An 18,653-nucleotide genomic window follows, 5' to 3' on the forward strand; every position below is an offset into this window, starting at 1 on the left:
GTAGTCCACGGAACCCGATGCATTGCCACCGGCTTCGGTCATGAGCATCACTTCGGTCACGTTACCGAACTTGAGCGATGCAGAGCCACCGCCCTTGGAGCCGCGGAGCTGCTTGGTCTGGCCGGTGAAGAGTTCGTCCCACTTCTTGAAGTGGGCGGAGATATCGATGTGGCCGCACTGACGCGGAGTCTCGCGGATGCTGAAGAACTGCACGAACGTGGAAGTACCCGACTTGGAGGGTTCCTGCTGGCGGAGGAACGCGTGAATGGTGTACTTGGCACCATCGACGGTGATTTCGCCGAACTTCTCGCCGACGTACTGTTCGCTCGGCTTGCTGTACCAGTCATCCACGATGTAGTATTCGGTTTCCGGATTCTTGGTCCAGCCGTAGACACCAATGTAACCGTAAGAAGCGTTACCGGTCTTGGTGTACTTGTAGTCAACGGCGAAGTTCTTGGTCTTGTGATCAATGCCGTTGCCATTGTACTGGTAGCCCACGCGGGTCAGGTAGTCGCTGGAGCCACTCCAGTTGGCCTTGAACGTACCGTTGCTGTAGTAGGTCATCGAGGCGTTACCACCCTGGTACCACTGCTCGTAGCCCCACGGCGTTCCACTGATGGAACCGACCTTGTTGCCGCTCACCTGAGAGCCGTTGCCGGAATGGCCCATGTCAGCCTTGCAGGCATCGACAGTACCACCCGTAGAGCCACCACCCTGAGAAGAGCTGGACTTGGCCACGGAGCTGCTGGACTTAGCGCTGGAAGAACTATTCGGCGTCGACGAGGCATTGTCAACCATGTTGAAGTAGGAGTAGTCCACGGAACCCGATGCATTGCCACCGGCTTCGGTCATGAGCATCACTTCGGTCACGTTACCGAACTTGAGCGATGCAGAGCCACCGCCCTTGGAGCCGCGGAGCTGCTTGGTCTGGCCGGTGAAGAGTTCGTCCCACTTCTTGAAGTGGGCGGAGATATCGATGTGGCCGCACTGACGCGGAGTCTCGCGGATGCTGAAGAACTGCACGAACGTGGAAGTACCCGACTTGGAGGGTTCCTGCTGGCGGAGGAACGCGTGAATGGTGTACTTGGCACCATCGACGGTGATTTCGCCGAACTTCTCGCCGACGTACTGTTCGCTCGGCTTGCTGTACCAGTCATCCACGATGTAGTATTCGGTTTCCGGATTCTTGGTCCAGCCGTAGACACCAATGTAACCGTAAGAAGCGTTACCGGTCTTGGTGTACTTGTAGTCAACGGCGAAGTTCTTGGTCTTGTGATCAATGCCGTTGCCATTGTACTGGTAGCCCACGCGGGTCAGGTAGTCGCTGGAGCCACTCCAGTTGGCCTTGAACGTACCGTTGCTGTAGTAGGTCATCGAGGCGTTGCCACCCTGATACCACTGCTCGTAGCCCCACGGTGTTCCACTGATGGAACCGACCTTGTTGCCGCTCACCTGAGAGCCATTGCCGGAATGACCCATATTGTCATTGCAAGCATCTGCAGCGAAGGCAGACGTCGCAAGACCCATAACTAAGGTTAGGCCCATAACAGCCAAATAACTTTTCTTCATAATAACTCCTATGAAGGAATCTACACGATCCCTTACCCCTAATTTATATCCGCATAAGCGAATTATTTTACAACAGGAATACAATCCGTTGTTGTAAATATCAACGTTCAATGCGAGCAAAAAAAGCCGTTTTTTGTAAACTTTCTGCACAAAAAAAGAAAAGACCCTCCAGCAAGAGAGTCTTTTCCTTTTTACAAGTATATATAAGTTAGCTAGTCTACGTAACCTTCAGGAAACGCTAGACGTCGTCTCCGGCAGGAACGTCGCTCTCGGCGGGTTCGACCTTCTCGACGGAATCGTCGTCGACTTCCACGCCCTGCACATGCTCGAAGGTTTCCTTCGCATCGGCGCTATCCTGCTCGATGTCTTCCACGCTCGGGAGCGCGGTGGCATCTTGCACCATGTCGCCGTCACGCAGGCTAATCGCCTTCACGCCCTGGGCATTGCGGCCCGTAAGGCGGATGGAATCGGCCTTGATGCGGATAACCTGGCCTTCCTTACTCGTGATAATCAGGTCGTAGTCATCGGCAACGCTGTCGACAAACACGGCCGGGCCGATCTTGTCGGTAACGTTCAGATTCTTAACTCCCTTGCTTCCACGGCGGGTGACGCGGTAAGTACCCGGTTCGGAGCGCTTACCATAGCCCTTTTCGGTAATGGTGAGCACCTTGTTGCCTTCCTTGAGCCACAGGAGCGAAATCACCTCGTCGCCTTCGGCAAGCTTGATGCCACGCACGCCGTGAGTGCCACGACCCATCGGGCGGAAGCACGTAATCGGGAACGTGACGGCCTGGCCATTGCGGGTAGCAAGCATGAGCAGGTCCTTCGCAATCGGGCGCGCTTCGAGATCATCGCCTTCTTCGCCTTCAACTTCCGGAGCATCGGCGGCTTCGGTTTCGGGCGCGTTGTCATCACCTTCACCGGCGTTCAGAGAGGCCTTGTATTCCTCTTCGGACATGCCCACGAGCTGAACCTTCACGAGTTCGTCTCCCTCGTCGAGGGTAATCGCGTTCACGCCAGCCTTGCGCGGGCGGCTGAACAGCGTGAGGTCCATCTTGTTGATGATGCCCTTCTTGGTCGCAAACACGAGGCAGAAGTAGCCGCCGAACTTGCGCACGGGCACAATCGCCTGAACCTTTTCGCCTTCGGTAAGGCCGACAAAGTTCACGATCGGGCGGCCCTTGCCGTTGCGTGTGCCTTCGGGCAGGCGGTACACCTTAGTCCAGTAGGCACGTCCCTTGTTCGTGAACACCAGCAGGTAGCTGTGCGTGCTCGCGGTAAAGATCTGGTCGACGTCGTCTTCTTCCTTGAGGCCGGCACCGATAATGCCCTTGCCGCCACGGCTCTGGGTCTTGAAGGTGTCAATCGGGAGGCGCTTGATGTAGCCTTCCTTGCTCAAGGTAATCACCTGTTCCTCTTCGGCAATCAGGTCTTCGTAATCGCTGTCGTCGACGGATTCGCCGATGGTGGTGCGGCGTTCGTCGCCAAACTTGTCCACGATTTCGTCGAGGCGCTTGAGGATAATCGCAATGCGGCGTTCGCGCTTGGCGAGGATATCTTCCAAGTCGGCGACAGTCACGATGAGTTCGTTGTACTCGGCTTCCAACTTTTCGAGGTTGAGGCCCGTGAGCTGGGAGAGTCGCATGTCGACAATCGCCTGCGACTGGATTTCGTCGAGGCTGAAGCGATCCTGCAAGTTCTGCTTCGCGATTTCGGTCGTCTTGCTCGACTTGATAATCTGAACGACCTCGTCAATGTTCTGGGTCGCAATGCGCAGGCCTTCGATGATATGGAGGCGAGCCTTCGCCTTCTTCAAGTCGAACTGCGTAGCGCGAGTCACCACGTCGAGGCGGTGGTCAATGTAAATCTGAACCAAGTCCTTGAGGGTCAAGAGCTTAGGCAGGTTATTCACGAGTGCCAGGTTGTAGATACTGAACGTCGTCTGCAACTGCGTGTACTTGAACAAATTATTCAGGACAACTTCACCCACAGCATCGCGACGCAGTTCAATCACGATGCGGATATCCTTCGCCGATTCGTCGCGGATATCGGTGATGCCGTCAACGCGCTTCTCGCGCACGAGTTCCGCAATCTTCTTGCAGAGTTCGGACTTGTTCACCATGTAGGGGATTTCGGTCACGATGATGCGCGGCTTGCCCTTGGAATCGACTTCGATGTCGGTACGGGCACGCACGCGGACGCGGCCGTGGCCCGTGAGGTAGGCATCGCGGATACCCGCACGCCCGCAAATGATGGCGCCGGTCGGGAAGTCCGGGCCGGAGACATACTGCAAAAGTTCTTCACCCGAAATTTCAGGATTTTCGGCAACGGCATGGATAGCGGCGGCAATTTCACGCAGGTTGTGCGGAGCCATCGAAGTCGCCATACCCACGGCAATACCCGTCGTACCGTTCACCAGCATGTTCGGGAGCGCAGACGGAAGCACCAGCGGTTCGTCGAGGGTTTCGTCGAAGTTCGGACCCATGTCGACGGTGTCCTTCTCGAGTTCCTCGAGCATCAGGGCACCCACGTTGTTCATCTTCGCTTCGGTGTAACGCATGGCGGCAGCGCCGTCACCGTCGATGTTACCGAAGTTACCCTGGCCAAATACCAGCGGATAACGCAGCGAAAAATCCTGCGCCATACGCACGAGCGTTTCGTAGACCGCGGAGTCACCATGCGGGTGATACTTACCGATGACGTCACCCACGATACGGGCGCTCTTCACAGTCGACTTGTTGGGAACAACGCCCAACTTGTGCATACTGAACATCACGCGGCGATGCACCGGCTTGAAGCCGTCACGTGCATCAGGGAGAGCACGGGCGACAATCACGCTCATGGAATAGCGAAGGTAGCTATCCTGCATGTCCTGTTCGATCAGGCTCTTGAACTGCGATCCTGGAACCAATTCTTCTGACATTATTTTTCCTCTAATTATCCACCGGCGTTTCCGCCAGCATCTCGTTTATCATTTTCAAACTTTTCTCATCCGTCTGGTCGATGCGGTGCGGCGTAATCGTCGCGTACCCCTGATGCAACAGGTAGTCGTCGCTATCGGTCGGCTGTTTTTCCCAAAGCTTATCGCCGTCGAGTTGCCACATCTCGCCATCGTGCGCATAGTGGTCGGTAAACATCCCGAGCGCCATGCGGGTTGCCCTAAAGCCCTTGAAGGCATCTACTGTAGACTTCGGAAAATTCACATTCCAGAACACGCCCGCAGGGATTTTTTCGAACAGGCGCTCACGAACCACCTTCGCGGCAAAATCGATTGCAGGGCGGAGCATATCTTCTCCCGAGCCACGCAGCGAAAGCGCGATTCCCGGCACACCCCAGAGGGCAGCCTCGCGGGCTCCGGCAACCGTGCCCGAGTAAAGCGAAGAGACTCCAGAATTTTCACCGGCATTTATGCCCGAAAAGCACACGTCAAAAGGTCCCGGACCAAGCCCCGAGGTATCTCCCAGGCCGTAAGCCGCATAATGGCCCAAGGCAAACTTGACACAATCGGCAGGGGTTCCATCAAGAGAAAACGCCCTGAATCCCTCGTCGCAGGAAACTTCGTGCACCCGCAAAGGACGGCGCACCGTAAAGGCATGGGAAACCCCGCTCTGCTCCACTTCCGGGGCAAACACAAAAACCTCACCCAACTGGGAGAGAGCGCCTGCGAGGGCGTGTAAGTTTGTGCTACCTACCCCATCGTCGTTTGCGACAAGGATGCGTGGCTTTCGAGGGCTTTGCATACAGCCGAAATATAGAATAATCGTCAAAAATTTAAGGAAAAAAACAGATTTCCGGACTGCGATTTCGGGCTATTTCCGAGCCGCCCTAAACAGCGAATCGAGGCGTGTCGAAAGCTGCCTTGCGCCCTCGCGACTAAGGTGGTCTGTATTGAACGCCATACTCGAATCATAGTCGTGATATCCCATCTTGTTTTCATCGAGGAAAAGCACATCCAGTGTACGGGCCCACTCCAGAAGTTCCTGCGCCGCCGAGCGGCGCATGGAATAGATTCCGAACACACCTGTTTCTGCATAGCCCGGATTTTGCGGCGGCACCAACAGCACGACCTGAACACCCCTTTCCCTTGCCGCATTGACAATATTTTGAAGTATTATCCTGTTTTTCTTGACCGAAGGCAAATCAAGAGTAAAGTACACCGAATCGTGAGCAATACTGGCCTCGCCCCAGCCAACTGCTGGGAGCATAAACTCGTCGAAACTGTAAGGTAGCATCTGGCCCGGGCGCGTCTTGTAGGAATCCTCTACCAGCAAGACAAAACCCTTCGGCACGGAATCTACCCAGAAATCATGGGATTCATCGTACCTTATCCCAGGGGACATCACGTACATCGGAGCCCAGGAAACCTCCTCGGTGACCCACATGAAATCAGGAGAAAACTCGAGTACCAGGAACTTAAGCTGCGGCATATGGCGAAGCACATAGTTCATCGTCAGGTATTCCATCCCGTAAATATCACCCGATGAATAGCCCATGTTCAGCAGAGTTTCCGATTCGACAAAGGACTCGTTTACGCCGAACATCACCCTCGAAGAACCCAGGACTACAGCGGTCACAGAATCGCGCAGTTTCCAGAATCTTTCCATCTTGACACGCAATTCAAGCGCATAATAACCCATTTCGGGCGTGTAGTAGACACCCGCGCTATCAAGGTCCAGGTCCGGATCCACAAGGGAGTGATCCCGCTCGTTCATCCACACCGCCGGATGCCAAAGTTCCTCGCCCTGCAATATGTCGAGAACATCCCCCGTGAACGCATTCAGGAGAACAATCCTACGGTGGGCACCCTCGGCATCGACAAGCGTCGCCACGACAAGGGAATCTGCATCGACGACCCATTCCGTATGGTCAAACGTATAGCCCGCAGGCGCCTTCTGCGAACGTACGAGCACTCCCGTACTATCGGCAAAAAGCAGCACCTCATGGATGGCGTAGTCTTCGCCGACAAATGCGCGTCCCGTACTCCCAGCAAAATCAAGGAACAAAGTAGACTTTCCCCCATTCCTGTGAAGCGACACATTGCACGCCTGTTCCCCGTTATACCAAAGCGAATCTACACCCGATACGTGCGTACGCAAGAGTCTTGCGCCCGTCACGGCCAAGGAATTATCCCGGCTCACGCCGCCATGGTAGGCGCCATCAAGAAGTTTCGTAGGCGAGCCGAACTTTCCACCGGAAAAGCGGACCTGCCATGTACTTGCCCGCATAAAGGCGGATTCATCCCTATTGTTCCCCGCATCCGTAACATAGACAATCACGGTGTCGCCATTGGCAAGCACACGCCAGCGCGGGATTGCCGCATTCTCCACATCGAGCCTTACCAGGCCAGACCCAGCCGAATCAAGCATACGAACATAGACACTTGACTTTCCGCTCACACCTTCTAGCCCCGTACAGAAAGCCACCCAATTGCCATCCGGCGAAATATCTGGGTGATAGACATCAATCGTATCATCTATTTCAACAACACTTGAAATATCGTCGGAATAATCTACAAAGGACAAATTCCCTGTTTCGTCATCACGGAACGCAACCTTTACTTTATTTGTATTCAGTTCACGTCGCATATCCATTGAATTCGCAAGAACCGAAACAATGGAATTCTTCTGCTCACCATCACCACTCAACCACAAAGGGTTCGCTATTGCGCCAAATGCAAGCCTAAATCCCAGATAATCCGATTTAGAGACAGAAGTGACCATGTAAATGTCACCTCGGGAATAAAGACGCATCTCCGATGCGGAATTTCTGAAGCTACTTCCCTTCAGAACCCGCTCTCCCTGCGGTCCTCCGTCAACTCCCCCAATATAATTTGCTACAGAACCGCTCCGGAAAGGCACATACCAGTCGTTAACCCATTCCGCCACATTACCCGCCATGTCACATATTCCGAGGCTGTCCACATACGCGCTGCAAACCCGGTGCGTGCGGTAATCTGAATTCTCGGCGTTCCATCCGGAATCCGGTGCCCAGCCTAGGTTGGCCGCATAGACCCATTCCGCCTCGGTCGGCAGGCGATACGCCCGCACACCCGGTAAGAACAGAAGATTGTCCATGCCCACACACGAACCTTCTTCATCATACGTAAGCCCAATGTAGGTATAAGCCGTATCAAAACCTTCGGCAACGCTCCGTTTGTTGGCATACAGGATGGCATCGAAATAGGTAACATTTACCGCAGGCAAGGAATCTTCGCACGAAAAGCCCATTTCGGCACACGTCACCTCGTGTTTACCGATAAAGTAATCATAATCAAAAGAAACTTTCATCGAGGGTTTAGCATGCGAACTAGTTTTCGCGCTATTCGTCCCCAGTGTCACATTCTTCCCGAACGAAGGAACGGGAATCATATCTTTCAGGTCGAGGGAATCCAGTACAGATATTCGTTCGCCTTCCTTCTTTTCATAGGCTCCCGTGGAATTTGAACAGCCATTCAAATTCGCCAACAAAAAAAAGAGCACTAGGGCGCCGAATATTTTCATGACCCGCAATATACATTTTTCTACATTCTTGGGCACTATGTATTCTGAAAACAAGTTCTTAGCAATGAAGGAGACTTCCAAGGCCAAGCGCATGGCGGAACTCCTGCGCGTCATCATATTGCAGCTGGGCGACGACGTGCCCCGCGCCAAGCGAGAATTCGAGACGTATGCCGGCTGGATGAAGTTGCCCGAAGAAGAGCGCCTTACCGGCAAGAACCAGGCTCAGATGATAGACCTGTACAAGACATTCCGCACGCGGGCGGGCCTCGGGTTCGAACGGGATGTCTATCTGGAGCAGGAACCGGGGGACCGCGAAACCCCGAATGAAAAACCAATTTCTTTTGCCGTGCTGGTACATAACCTACGGAGCGCCTTCAACGTGGGTTCCATCATCAGGAGCACGGACTGCTTCGGGCTCGAAGGAGTCCACCTGAGCGGATACAGCTGCGGACCCGACCACGTGACCGTCAAGAGCGCCGCCCGCGGGTGCCAGGAGTGGATCCCTATCAAGCGTTGGGAAAGCCCGTTCGAATGCATCCGCTGGCACAAGGAGAACGGCTACGAGATTATCGCGCTCGAGACCGGCGAAGATATCCCGAGCATAAACAACGTGGAATGGCCCGCGAAGGGCCTGATTGTACTCGGAAACGAGGAACTAGGAATCGCCCCCGAGATTATGGCGGAGGCGACAATGAAGGTGACCATACCAATGGCTGGCCGCAAGGCGAGCATGAACGTCGCCGGAGCCTTCGCGATTATGGCATTCTGCCTAAGGAGCAGTTGCGGGCGTTGACGCCTTCTCGCCGGAGAGCGCCTTTACCGCATCCGTCAAACGATTGATGGCCTGGATGAGTTCATCCATCTTGGCTTCGCTCACGCCACCTGCAACAGCAGCTCCGACCGCCGCCTGGGCAGCCTCGACAGCCTTCACGGGAGTTTCCTTAACGGGGACCTTGCCAAGCCAGATATCCGGCCAGCGGTCGTTACCCGTGTGGTAAGTAATGCGGGTTGCCGTTTCTACCGGCTCGCCAATCTTCCAAATGTAGAGTTCGTAGTCAAAGATATCGTGATCGTGCCCCTTGTCGGTCGCACCCCACACCAGCCACTTGCCATCAGGAGAGAGGCGCGGGAAGTATTCGTGGCTACGGCGGCCAGGCAAATCCATCAGTTTCACGTTCTTCGGGATGCCAAAAAATCCCACCTTCTCAATCTGCTTGCCATCCTTGGCACTGAACCACAGGATTTCACTCGGGGCAGCCGTACCGCCGTTACCCGTCGGGTTTACGCGGTAGAGCTTGCTGCCGTCGAAGTTCCAGTCAATCTGGCAACCGTCGCCGGACTTGGTCCACTGGGACTTTTCCAAGTCCCATACGCCCGTCTCGCGCATGGAACCGCGAAGCGTAATCGCCAGGTGTTTGCCGTCAGGGCTCATGTTGGGTTCCTGCAGGATTACGCCACTCTTGTTGAAGGCCTTTTCGCCATCGAGAACCATCTTCTCGGCCTTGCTCGAAAGGTCCATCGTAAAAACCTTCCCCGCACGGCTGAACACGATAGACTTGCCGTCGGGGCGCCAAGTACCCCACGTAGCGTTGTCCACGACCTTGCGGGCATTCTCGCCCGTAATATCGACCATCCACAAGTCCCACTTTTCAGGGTAGTTCGCATCGTTCTCGGGAACCCAGCCGCCCTTGCTACGGTTAAACAGCACCGTGGAGCCATCCGGAGAAATCCTCGGGAACCAGTCCACATTGTCGCCGCTCGTGAGTGCACGGGCATTCGTGCCGTCAGCGTTCATAATCCAGATATCGTGATGCGAATTTGCACGGCTCGTCGCCCAGACAATCGCGCCCTCAAGTTTTCCCTTGAAGGCAGAAAGGGCCTTCTGTTCGTCGGCAGTCGGGTCGACGGCGGCACCGGTAGGCGCTCCCTGCTGGGCAAAGACGGTAGACGCAGAAGCGACCAGCAACAGGCCAAACAACGGTTTTAGCAAATTCTTCATAAAAATCCTCATTTATTGAAACCAATATAAAAAAAGTCTGCGTGGTCAACCCACACAGGCTTCTCTTATATAGGCAATACGTAAAAACTTTACCGCACGTTAATCTTGCGCACGATAGTCTCGCCCAGAACTTTCGCCTTCACGACATAGAGCCCGCTCGGGATTCCCTCGAGAGAGACCTTCACGGAACCACCGGTCTTGCCTTCCCACAGGGTACCGACGGCAGCCCCAGATACGGAGAACAGATCAATACGGGCAATTTCGGATCCGGCAATTTCGAGAGTGCGGCCATGCAGGGAAACAACTGGTGCAGCAACATGCCCCATATGGAGAGCGACGGTCGAACTGGAGCTCTGTTCCGGGCCCACGACACTGCTAGAAGACTGTGGAGGAACAACAGAAGAACTGGACTGCGGCGGATTCTCGGCAGACGAACTCGAACTCTGCGAGGTAGACACGGGTTTCGAGAGGTCCGGCATGTTGCCCGAGACCAAGAGGCCATTCAAGAGTTTGAGCGACTGGTTGAAGTAGTTCTCGTCGCCAAGCGCCACGGCTTCCTTCCAGTATTCATCGAGTTTGCTCTGGTACTTGGCATCCGAAATGAGTGCCGTCATCAAGGAAGTCACAAACGTACTGTTGTGGTCATTGCCAAGGCTACCCGAAGAACGTTTAATCGGGCCCTTCATATTGGACGCTGGGATATTCGATACGAATTCAGCCATTTTCTTGTCGATAGCGAGCGCACGCTGGTCACCATGCCAGCACACGGCCTTCGCATTGCGCCACGGGGCGCGGGGCGCATCGTAGTTATACACGTCATCTTCACTCTTGCCGTTCTTGTCGGTCCAATCATCGACAAGGCCCGTGCTAACTTCAGCGGAACTCGTCTCATACAACTTCATGTTCGCATCGTATGCGGTCGTACTCCAGAATTCAGCATTCTCCGTATCGATAGACGCAAACAAAGGCATGTAGGCAGGGTCAAAATATCCCGGATTCTTACGATTAAGGCCCGCATCCCCCCATGTATCACCGGGCAAATGGAGTCCATTGCTTTCAAACTCATAGTTTTTTATGGACTGGATAAGTTTCTTGGCATCTTCCTTGTACTTCTCGTCACCGAACTGGTAGTATGCCATCACGAGAGCGGCAGCAGCATCAACATCGCCATCAAGTGCGGCGCCCTTTTCGCCCCAAGTTTCAGTGAAATTGCCAACCTTCCAAATCATCAAGCCGTGTTCATTCATCATCTTCTTGTAGAAGTTCCAAATCTTGTCGAACTGGCTCTGGTAACTCGTGGTATTGTCACTGAAATAGACCATCAGGAGCATGCCGTAGCCGACACCTTCCGAAAAATAGGCGTCGGATCCCGGATCAGAACGTACACCGGCGACATCGCCCTTTTCGTTGTACATGTCCCTCATCCAAGACTGGAACTGCTTCTTGAGATCCTCGGAGGCCTGAGCCTTGTTACTCAAAAGCGTCGCGTTTCCACCGTAATCCGACATCTGCGGGAACGGAAAGTTCACGGCTGCCTGAGCAAGACCGAACGCGAAGAGGCCTGCAAGCCCCATCTTTGCCAAACTATTCATACACACATCTCCTTGTGCCTAAAAGGCGTATCAAACAATTCAAAGATATATTTTTATCGGCAAGAAATTACCACTTTAAGGTTTTCAGCACGGAATCTAGGCGTGCGGTCAACTGCGCAGCCCCGATGTTGCTCAGGTGATCACGATTATAGGCCATTTCATCGGTATAATCGTGGTCCCCCATCTTGTTTTCGTCCATCAGGACAAAGTACTTGTTTTCCTTGCTCAGCAAATCCAGAGAGTCAATCAGCTTCTTCGCGACACTGCGCTGCAATCCATACAGCCCCAGAGCGTTTGTCTCTTTGTACTGCGGAGCCTGCGGGAAAATAATCCCGATGACATAGATGTTCTTTTTCGCCGCGATATCGATTATCGATTTCAGTTCGTCAATCCGCGCATGGAGGTAATTCATCTGCTCTTCGGTGAACACGGTATCGAACAGCACATCCACAGGTTCAGAATCCCAACTGCGAGCTATTCCCCAGGAACCACCACGGTCCGTAATCTGCGCCCTGATATCGATTTCTGCAGGGTACGAATTTTCGACAGCCTCGAGGAATGCCCCGGGGATGCTGTCCACCCAGAAATTGTGGTCCGCATCATACTGGTATCCGGGGGTCGTATAGAGCATATAGTGCAAGAAATCTTCCGACCCTCGCCAGTTATCCAAATCGATGGAGATGGCAAGCGCCTTCAGGTGTTCCGAATGGTTCAACCCGTAATTCTTCGCGAAGTACATGTCGCGGGCCGGGTCAATTCCCGGTACAGCCAGGTTCAGCATATTCCATTCCGGGAACATGTCCGGATTCACGCCCATCTCCATTCTGGAACTACCGACAAGCAACACGTTGTTCTTTTCCAGATTCTTCCAGAAAAGTTCCATCTTCACGCGGTGCTTGGACTGCATGGCTACATGCTCTTCCGTAAGGTACACGCCGGCACTATCCAGGTTCAGCCAGTTTCCTTCCGCAAAATGGCGCTTGTTCACCCACAGGCTCGGGTGCCAGAGTTCATCACCCTCGGCAAGATCGATAAGGCTGCTGTCGGAGAAATTCACCAGAGATATAACCTGGTGCGAGCCGTTCATATTTGCAAGCGTCACAACGGCGAGGTTGTTGTTAGAGACCCATTCGCTATGGTCAAACGAGTAACCCGAAGGGGCGGCTACAGACTGGACTAGAGCCCCCGTGCTGTCGACAACGAGCAAGCGTTCGTGAGTATCGTATTGCGTCCCGACAAATGCGCGGCCAGTCTCTCCACCAAAATCGAGGAACAGAGTGCGCTTGCTACGGTCTTTTGCTAGCGACGCATTACAGGCCTGTTCTCCATCGTACCACACGGTATCCGTAGCCGATTTCATCACCGTAGAGCCAGCATCTGCGACACGCGCACGCAAGAGCCTGGCCCCCGTAACGGCAAGGGTTCCGTCTTCGCTGATACCACCATGATAAGCTCCATCAAACAGTTTCTCGGGTTGGCCAAATGTGCCTTTCTTGAAAACGACCTGCCAGGTAGACGACGCCAAGAAGGAGGTTTCTTCCTTGTTGTTCCCCGCACTAGTCACGTAGACAATCGCCGTGTCGCCGTTTTCAAGCACACGCCAGCGCGGAATTGCGGCAACCTCCACGTCAAGTTTCACAAGATTCGTCCCATCTGCATTCAGGTCGCGCACGTAGACCGCCGACTTTCCAGAGACACCCTCAAGTCCTGTGCAGAACGCGACCTTTTCTCCATCCGGAGAAATTTCCGGATGGAAAACTTCAAGCGTATCCGGAATTTCGACAACCGACAGGACTCCACTCGAGTAATCGATATAGGTAAGATTCCCGGTGAGGTCACTGCGGAAGGCCAGTTTCATCTTGTACGTTTTTGTCAAGGAGTAAAGTGTCGATGCCTTGGCAAGCGGGACCACGCGCGACTGGGTTGCCCTTCCGTTGGAGCCCATCCACACGGCATTCGGGATGTGCCCGAAGGCAAGGCGGAAGCCTACATAATCGGCACGCGTAGATGAGGTCACCGTATACACGTCCCCACGGCCATACAAGGTAATTGCCGAAGCCGCATTGCGGTAACTACCGCCCTTCACGACGCGTTCACCAAGCGTACCTCCATCGGGGGCGCCTACGTAGTTTATCAAGGTCGTATCGCGGAAGAACCCCATCCAGTCGTTCACCCACTCCATCGCATTGCCTGCCATATCGCAGGGTTTATCTTCTTCTTGGGATATGGTACAGACATCGTGCAATCTATAATCCGAATTCTTAGCATTCCAGCCACCAGAGGGGCTCCAGTTCAGGCTGGCCGCCAGCACCCATTCCGCCTCGGTCGGCAGGCGATAAGCGTTCTTTTCGGGGTGGAACGCGAAACCTTCCAGATTCGTGCAGTGTTTCTCGGCATCCAGCACCACACCTGTGTAGGAATATGCAGAATCAAAACCTTCCGAGTGGCTACGCGCATTCGCAAAAAGGACCGCATCGTAATAAGTCAAGTTCGTAGCAGGCAGCTTACCATTGTCGCAATCCAGGACAAGCCCAGTTTCATCCTTCATCAGCGCGTTGAATTCCTTGCACGTCACCTCGTGCCGCCCCACCGAGAAGGAGTAATCTATCGCAACTTTCATCTTCGGGCGTTCGTTCTGCCGCGCCTGCTCATCTGCCGTACCTAGGACAACTTCAGCCTTGCCAACCGTAACTCGCAGCATGCCTTGCAGCGAATCAGCCGTTATTTCCACATCAATGGACTGGTTTTCGCCCGATGAAATACTTTGCGAATTCGAGCACGAAAAAACTAGGGGCAAGCATGCCAAGGCTCCCAGTAACAAAATCACCGATTTGAGATTTTTCATCCGTTTCATAGTCATCACAAGCAATATAGCAACATCGCCTGAATAATATATGGCATTCTCCCCTTGGAATTTGCTAAATTCAGGGGGTACTAAAAGAGTCACAGGAGTCATTATGCCCGCACAAGGTGAACACAACAAATGGATAGCGCTTGCCCTCTGCATTCTGCTAGGGTATCTTGGACTACACCGCTTCTACGAAGGCAAAATCTGGACGGGAATCCTCTGGCTCTGCACGGCAGGCCTCTGCGGCGTAGGCGTCGTCGTTGACGCCATTCTCATCGTCATGAAGCCGGAACACTACTAAAAAAAACATGAAACACTTATTTGTCATTGCGACGGCAAGCGCCGGAAAAATCAGGGATTTCGCCCACATTCTGGGCACCGACCATTACGAATTCAAGACCCTCAAGGACATCGGATTCGACGAGGAAATCATCGAAGACGGCAACTCGTTCGCCGAAAACGCCATCATCAAGTCGAACACGACCGCTCTGTGGCTTGCCAAGCGCGGCATTGAGGCGACCGTACTTGCCGACGACTCCGGCCTGGAAGTTTTCGCGCTCGGCGGAGCTCCCGGAATCTACAGCGCCCGCTACAGCGGCATCCACGGCGCAGACGACGACAACAACACGCTGCTCCTGAAGAACCTCGCCGGCATCGAAGACCGCAAGGCCCGCTACTTTTGCGCCCTCTCGTACCAGACGGTTACTCCGGATGCAAGCGGCAAGTTCGTCGTAAGCGAACCGCAGATTTTCGAAGGCGAATGCCGCGGAAACATCAACTACGCTCCCGTTGGCGACATGGGTTTCGGCTACGACCCGCTCTTTGTCCCCGATGGTGAAACCCGCACCTTCGCGCAGATGGAACTCGAAGAGAAAAAAGCCATCAGCCACCGCGGAAACGCCATCCGCTCCCTGAAAAAAGCGCTGGGGAAATAAGCCTAGCGGCGTCATTAAACTGCGCCTACAACGGAATCGCGCCATGCAAGTCCTGTTCGCCCCGCTGCAAGGTTACACCACCGGCATCTACCGCAAGGTCCATGCCGAAATCTTCGGCGGCGTCGACGCTTATTACGCGCCCTTCCTGCGCATAGAGAACGGCCACCCCCGTGAAAAAGACTTGCGCGACCTCGACGGCGCCATCGATTGCAAACTCGATGGCGGGTTCGATTCGATTGGTGGCAATTGCAATTCGGTTGCACGTGCAAAAACCGTGCCGCAGATTATCGCGAACAGCGCAGGCGAATTCAAAGTTCTCGCCGACGCCATCCTGCAAAAAGGCTTCACCGAAATCGACTTCAACATGGGATGCCCCTTCCCCATGCAGGTGAGCCGCCACCGCGGTGCGGGCCTCTTGAACGACACCCGAACCGTCCAGGAAATCATGGACGAAATCGCGCGGCTGTCCGCAGCGGGCACCGCAAGGTTTTCCGTCAAGATGCGGCTCGGGCAAGACTCCCCCGACGAGGCTTTCGCGCTGTTGCCCATTTTGAACGACGCCCCGCTCACGCAAATCACGCTCCACCCGAGGCTCGGCAGGCAGCAATACAAGGGCGCCCTGGACATCCCTTCTTTCGAGAAGTTCTACAACGAATGCCGCCATCCGCTCATCTACAACGGCGACATCACGAGCGTTGGCCAGATACGCAAAATAGAATCGGGCTATCCCAAACTTGCCGGCATAATGATTGGCCGCGGGATGCTCGCCCGTCCAAGCCTCGCCGCAGAATACAAGGCCGCAACTGACGCAAACGCCGTCAGCGAAAACGAACTGCTAAGCAAAATCCTAAAGATGCACGGCAAACTGTACGAACACGCGCGCAGCACTTACCAGGGCGACAGCCAGATCCTCTCGCACATCAGGAGTTTTTGGGATTATCTTGAGCCAAGCCTCCCCAAAAAAGTCTTCAAGAAAATCCAGAAGGCCGGAAAACTGAACGAATACGATGTGGCCATCCAGTCGCTCAACATGGAGCAAGCCGATGGATAGCGTGTACATCGAGATAACGAACGTCTGCAACCTGCGTTGCAGTTTTTGCCCCAGCAGTGATTGCAGGTACGAGGCCGGTTCGGGCAAACCGCACACATTCATGTCGAGCACGCTATTCAGGCAGTGTATCGCAGGCGCGGTAGACGCGGGAATCGAGAACGTCTACCTGCATGTGCTGGGCGAACCGACGCTACACCCGGGATTCGCGCTGTTCCTCAAGGATATAAAAGCCGCGGGCCTTACCGCCACGCTCACCACGAACGGCACGACTATCGCTCGGGCGGCACACCATATCTTGAACAGTCCCGCAGTGCGGCAAGTCAACTTCTCGACGCATGCGTATGCGGAACTCCCGCCAAGCGACGCCCGCGGGCATCTAGAAAACGTTCTCGATTTTTGCAGGATGGCGCTGGCCGCACGGCCCGACATGTACATCAATCTGCGGCTCTGGAACATCGGGGACTCGGAATCCGGCAATTGGAATAAACTAATGCTTGCCCGCGTGAACGAAACTTTCGGCACGCAAGTCGCTCCGGGGAATTTCTGCAGCAGGCACAAGAGTTTCCCCATCGCAGGGAGGCTCTACCTGCACGAAGACTCACGATTCAAGTGGCCCAAGTTAGACGAAAGCACGGGCAATGCCCTACAGACGAAAGACGAAAGAAGCGCCGCAGGCACATGCCACGCCCTCGACACGCACGTAGCCATACTCCACGACGGTCGCGTAGTTGCCTGCTGTCTCGATTACAGCGGGCAAATCACCCTCGGGAACATCGCCGACCAAAACCTCGCCGAAATTCTCGGCTCGCCCCTCGCCCGCAAACTGCGCGAAGGGTTCGAAAAGCACGAATTGCGCCACCCCTTCTGCCAAAAATGCTCCTTCTGCAAGCGCTTCGGCAAGTAAGTTCCAGACAAATTGCTATATATCCTGCTAGAAATAGAAAGGAGATTAAACCGTGAAAAAGTTGTTCTTTGCATTGACTGCATGCGCCGTTCTTTTTGCCGCATGCGGAGACTCGACTTCCGCCCCCAATACAGCAAATTCTTCCGAATCAAGAGAGCCCGAATCTAGTTCTTCCATAGTGCAAGAATCAAGTTCTTCCATAGTGCAAGATTCCAGTTTTATCAAACAAATTTTCATTGAAAACGATTCCGCCCAAGCTGTTTTAGAAGCACAGATTCGTGTAGAAATGGCGATAATGTTTTCGGACACCCTGTCTGACCCTCGCGATTGCGTAAACCTCGGAAAAGCAATCCAGGATCCAACCGAAAACGAGATTCTCGGCTGCGAACGAAGGGTCTGTTCACTACACCCCGAAATCAAGTGGGAAAACCAAGAACTTATGGAGCTTTGCAATAGCCTGCACTAAGACAATAGTCCAGGACTTCACGGGAGTCTATGCCGAACAGCCCTTTATGCAGGAGCTGCGCGGGTACGATAATACCCGTTACATCGACTGCACCGACATTCCGGGCACGGACTGTTACTGCGACGACGAGGCCGTCGAAGCCATCCGCAGGCGCATTGCAGAGGCTGGCGTCACGGATGCAAGCGGCATTCACTTCTTCGACAACGGGAATTACCACTACATGAGCAAGATCTGGACAGACATGGTCCAGGAACCGTTCTCGCTCGTGGTATTCGATCACCACCCCGACATGCAGGAACCGCGTTTCGGGAACATACTCAGTTGCGGAGGCTGGGTCAAGAAGGTGCTGGAAGAGAACAAGTTCGTGCAAAGCGTAACTCTCATTGGAGTTGCCGACCACCTGGCGGAGGAAATTCCGCCCCATGACAAAGTCATGATTATCCGCGAAAGCGAAATTGTCACCCTGGAGGGGCGTAGCCCCGATAGGGTCCACGCATCTTCACACCCCCTTTACATCAGCATCGACAAGGACGCCCTCTCAACAGACTACGCCGCCACAAACTGGGACCAGGGCTCGCTCAGCCTTGAACACATGAAGGCGATTATCGAAGCCCTTGCACAAGGCAACAAGATTATCGGCATCGACATCTGCGGGGAACGCGCGCGCGACTTTGCCGGCGACGAACATCACTCCGTCCAAGAAGCGGACGCACTGAACGACCGTACAAACCGCGAATTGGTCGAATTTTTGCAGAATTTTTAACAGCTCTTGAAAATTGCCTGCCAATA

The 18,653-nt window shown here is 54.2% G+C and carries 14 protein-coding genes; 7 read left to right on the forward strand and 7 right to left on the reverse strand.

Annotated features, from left to right (window positions below; genetic code table 11):
* The 4 genes from B7994_RS09855 to B7994_RS09870 form a co-directional block, all read right to left on the reverse strand.
* A partial coding sequence (locus B7994_RS09855) for a glycoside hydrolase family 11 protein (RefSeq protein ID WP_144063838.1) occupies positions 1–1,569 on the reverse strand: 1,569 nt, incomplete at its 3' end.
* A gap of 238 nt (positions 1,570–1,807) precedes the next feature.
* Positions 1,808–4,492, reverse strand: coding sequence for a DNA gyrase subunit A (gene gyrA / locus B7994_RS09860; protein WP_088638300.1), 2,685 nt, complete (start codon positions 4,490–4,492; stop codon positions 1,808–1,810).
* 10 nt (positions 4,493–4,502) lie between these two features.
* On the reverse strand, positions 4,503–5,309 hold the full coding sequence (surE, locus tag B7994_RS09865; RefSeq protein WP_088638301.1) for a 5'/3'-nucleotidase SurE: 807 nt from the start codon (positions 5,307–5,309) through the stop codon (positions 4,503–4,505).
* A gap of 69 nt (positions 5,310–5,378) precedes the next feature.
* Positions 5,379–8,069 carry a TIGR02171 family protein gene (locus tag B7994_RS09870; RefSeq protein ID WP_255396916.1) on the reverse strand — a complete coding sequence of 897 codons (2,691 nt, stop codon included), beginning with the start codon at positions 8,067–8,069 and terminating at the stop codon, positions 5,379–5,381.
* 37 nt (positions 8,070–8,106) lie between these two features.
* Between B7994_RS09870 and B7994_RS09875 the strand changes: the two genes are divergently transcribed.
* Positions 8,107–8,862 (forward strand): TrmH family RNA methyltransferase, encoded by a 756-nt coding sequence (locus B7994_RS09875; RefSeq protein ID WP_088638303.1) that lies wholly within the window; start codon positions 8,107–8,109, stop codon positions 8,860–8,862.
* Here the strand turns inward: B7994_RS09875 and B7994_RS09880 are convergent.
* From B7994_RS09880 to B7994_RS09890, 3 genes are all read right to left on the reverse strand, one after another.
* Positions 8,839–10,068 carry a PD40 domain-containing protein gene (locus B7994_RS09880; RefSeq protein ID WP_088638304.1) on the reverse strand — a complete coding sequence of 410 codons (1,230 nt, stop codon included), beginning with the start codon at positions 10,066–10,068 and terminating at the stop codon, positions 8,839–8,841. The two genes, B7994_RS09875 and B7994_RS09880, sit on opposite strands and share 24 nt — an antisense overlap.
* An 89-nt stretch (positions 10,069–10,157) precedes the next feature.
* Positions 10,158–11,660 carry a glycosyl hydrolase family 8 gene (locus B7994_RS09885; protein WP_088638305.1) on the reverse strand — a complete coding sequence of 501 codons (1,503 nt, stop codon included), beginning with the start codon at positions 11,658–11,660 and terminating at the stop codon, positions 10,158–10,160.
* 67 nt (positions 11,661–11,727) lie between these two features.
* On the reverse strand, positions 11,728–14,520 hold the full coding sequence (locus B7994_RS09890; protein ID WP_088638432.1) for a TIGR02171 family protein: 2,793 nt from the start codon (positions 14,518–14,520) through the stop codon (positions 11,728–11,730).
* A gap of 97 nt (positions 14,521–14,617) precedes the next feature.
* On the opposite strand from B7994_RS09890, the gene B7994_RS09895 reads away from it, so the two are divergent.
* From B7994_RS09895 to B7994_RS09920, 6 genes are read left to right on the forward strand one after another with little or no spacing between them, the layout of a single operon-like run.
* On the forward strand, positions 14,618–14,809 hold the full coding sequence (locus B7994_RS09895) for a TM2 domain-containing protein (RefSeq protein ID WP_072809959.1): 192 nt from the start codon (positions 14,618–14,620) through the stop codon (positions 14,807–14,809).
* Positions 14,810–14,816: 7 nt separating this feature from the next.
* Positions 14,817–15,443, forward strand: a complete 627-nt coding sequence (rdgB, locus tag B7994_RS09900; protein WP_088638306.1) for an RdgB/HAM1 family non-canonical purine NTP pyrophosphatase — start codon at positions 14,817–14,819, stop codon at positions 15,441–15,443.
* Positions 15,444–15,486: 43 nt separating this feature from the next.
* Positions 15,487–16,494 (forward strand): tRNA-dihydrouridine synthase family protein, encoded by a 1,008-nt coding sequence (locus tag B7994_RS09905; protein WP_088638307.1) that lies wholly within the window; start codon positions 15,487–15,489, stop codon positions 16,492–16,494.
* Entirely contained in the window at positions 16,487–17,398 is a 912-nt protein-coding gene (locus B7994_RS09910; protein WP_088638308.1) for a radical SAM/SPASM domain-containing protein, read from the forward strand. Before B7994_RS09905 ends, B7994_RS09910 begins: the two co-directional genes overlap by 8 nt.
* Before the next feature lie 52 nt (positions 17,399–17,450).
* The gene (locus B7994_RS13945) at positions 17,451–17,864 is read left to right on the forward strand and encodes a hypothetical protein (protein WP_144063839.1); all 414 of its coding nucleotides are present in this window, start codon (positions 17,451–17,453) and stop codon (positions 17,862–17,864) included.
* 46 nt (positions 17,865–17,910) lie between these two features.
* Positions 17,911–18,627: an arginase family protein gene (locus tag B7994_RS09920; protein ID WP_088638310.1), complete on the forward strand. Its 717-nt coding sequence runs from the start codon at positions 17,911–17,913 to the stop codon at positions 18,625–18,627.
* Positions 18,628–18,653: the final 26 nt, after the last annotated feature.

Source organism: Fibrobacter sp. UWR2 (genome assembly GCF_002210285.1).
Lineage (GTDB): Bacteria > Fibrobacterota > Fibrobacteria > Fibrobacterales > Fibrobacteraceae > Fibrobacter.

Excerpts from the sequence above, each read along its gene's own strand:
- gyrA (WP_088638300.1), bottom strand. The coding sequence starts at position 4,492 with ATGTCAGAAGAATTGGTTCCAGGATCGCAGTTCAAGAGCCTGATCGAA.
- surE (WP_088638301.1), bottom strand. The coding sequence starts at position 5,309 with ATGCAAAGCCCTCGAAAGCCACGCATCCTTGTCGCAAACGACGATGGG.
- B7994_RS09870 (WP_255396916.1), bottom strand. The coding sequence starts at position 8,069 with ATGAAAATATTCGGCGCCCTAGTGCTCTTTTTTTTGTTGGCGAATTTG.
- B7994_RS09875 (WP_088638303.1), top strand. The coding sequence starts at position 8,107 with ATGTATTCTGAAAACAAGTTCTTAGCAATGAAGGAGACTTCCAAGGCC.
- B7994_RS09880 (WP_088638304.1), bottom strand. The coding sequence starts at position 10,068 with ATGAAGAATTTGCTAAAACCGTTGTTTGGCCTGTTGCTGGTCGCTTCT.
- B7994_RS09885 (WP_088638305.1), bottom strand. The coding sequence starts at position 11,660 with ATGAATAGTTTGGCAAAGATGGGGCTTGCAGGCCTCTTCGCGTTCGGT.
- B7994_RS09890 (WP_088638432.1), bottom strand. The coding sequence starts at position 14,520 with ATGACTATGAAACGGATGAAAAATCTCAAATCGGTGATTTTGTTACTG.
- B7994_RS09895 (WP_072809959.1), top strand. The coding sequence starts at position 14,618 with ATGCCCGCACAAGGTGAACACAACAAATGGATAGCGCTTGCCCTCTGC.
- rdgB (WP_088638306.1), top strand. The coding sequence starts at position 14,817 with ATGAAACACTTATTTGTCATTGCGACGGCAAGCGCCGGAAAAATCAGG.
- B7994_RS09905 (WP_088638307.1), top strand. The coding sequence starts at position 15,487 with ATGCAAGTCCTGTTCGCCCCGCTGCAAGGTTACACCACCGGCATCTAC.
- B7994_RS09910 (WP_088638308.1), top strand. The coding sequence starts at position 16,487 with ATGGATAGCGTGTACATCGAGATAACGAACGTCTGCAACCTGCGTTGC.
- B7994_RS09920 (WP_088638310.1), top strand. The coding sequence starts at position 17,911 with ATGCAGGAGCTGCGCGGGTACGATAATACCCGTTACATCGACTGCACC.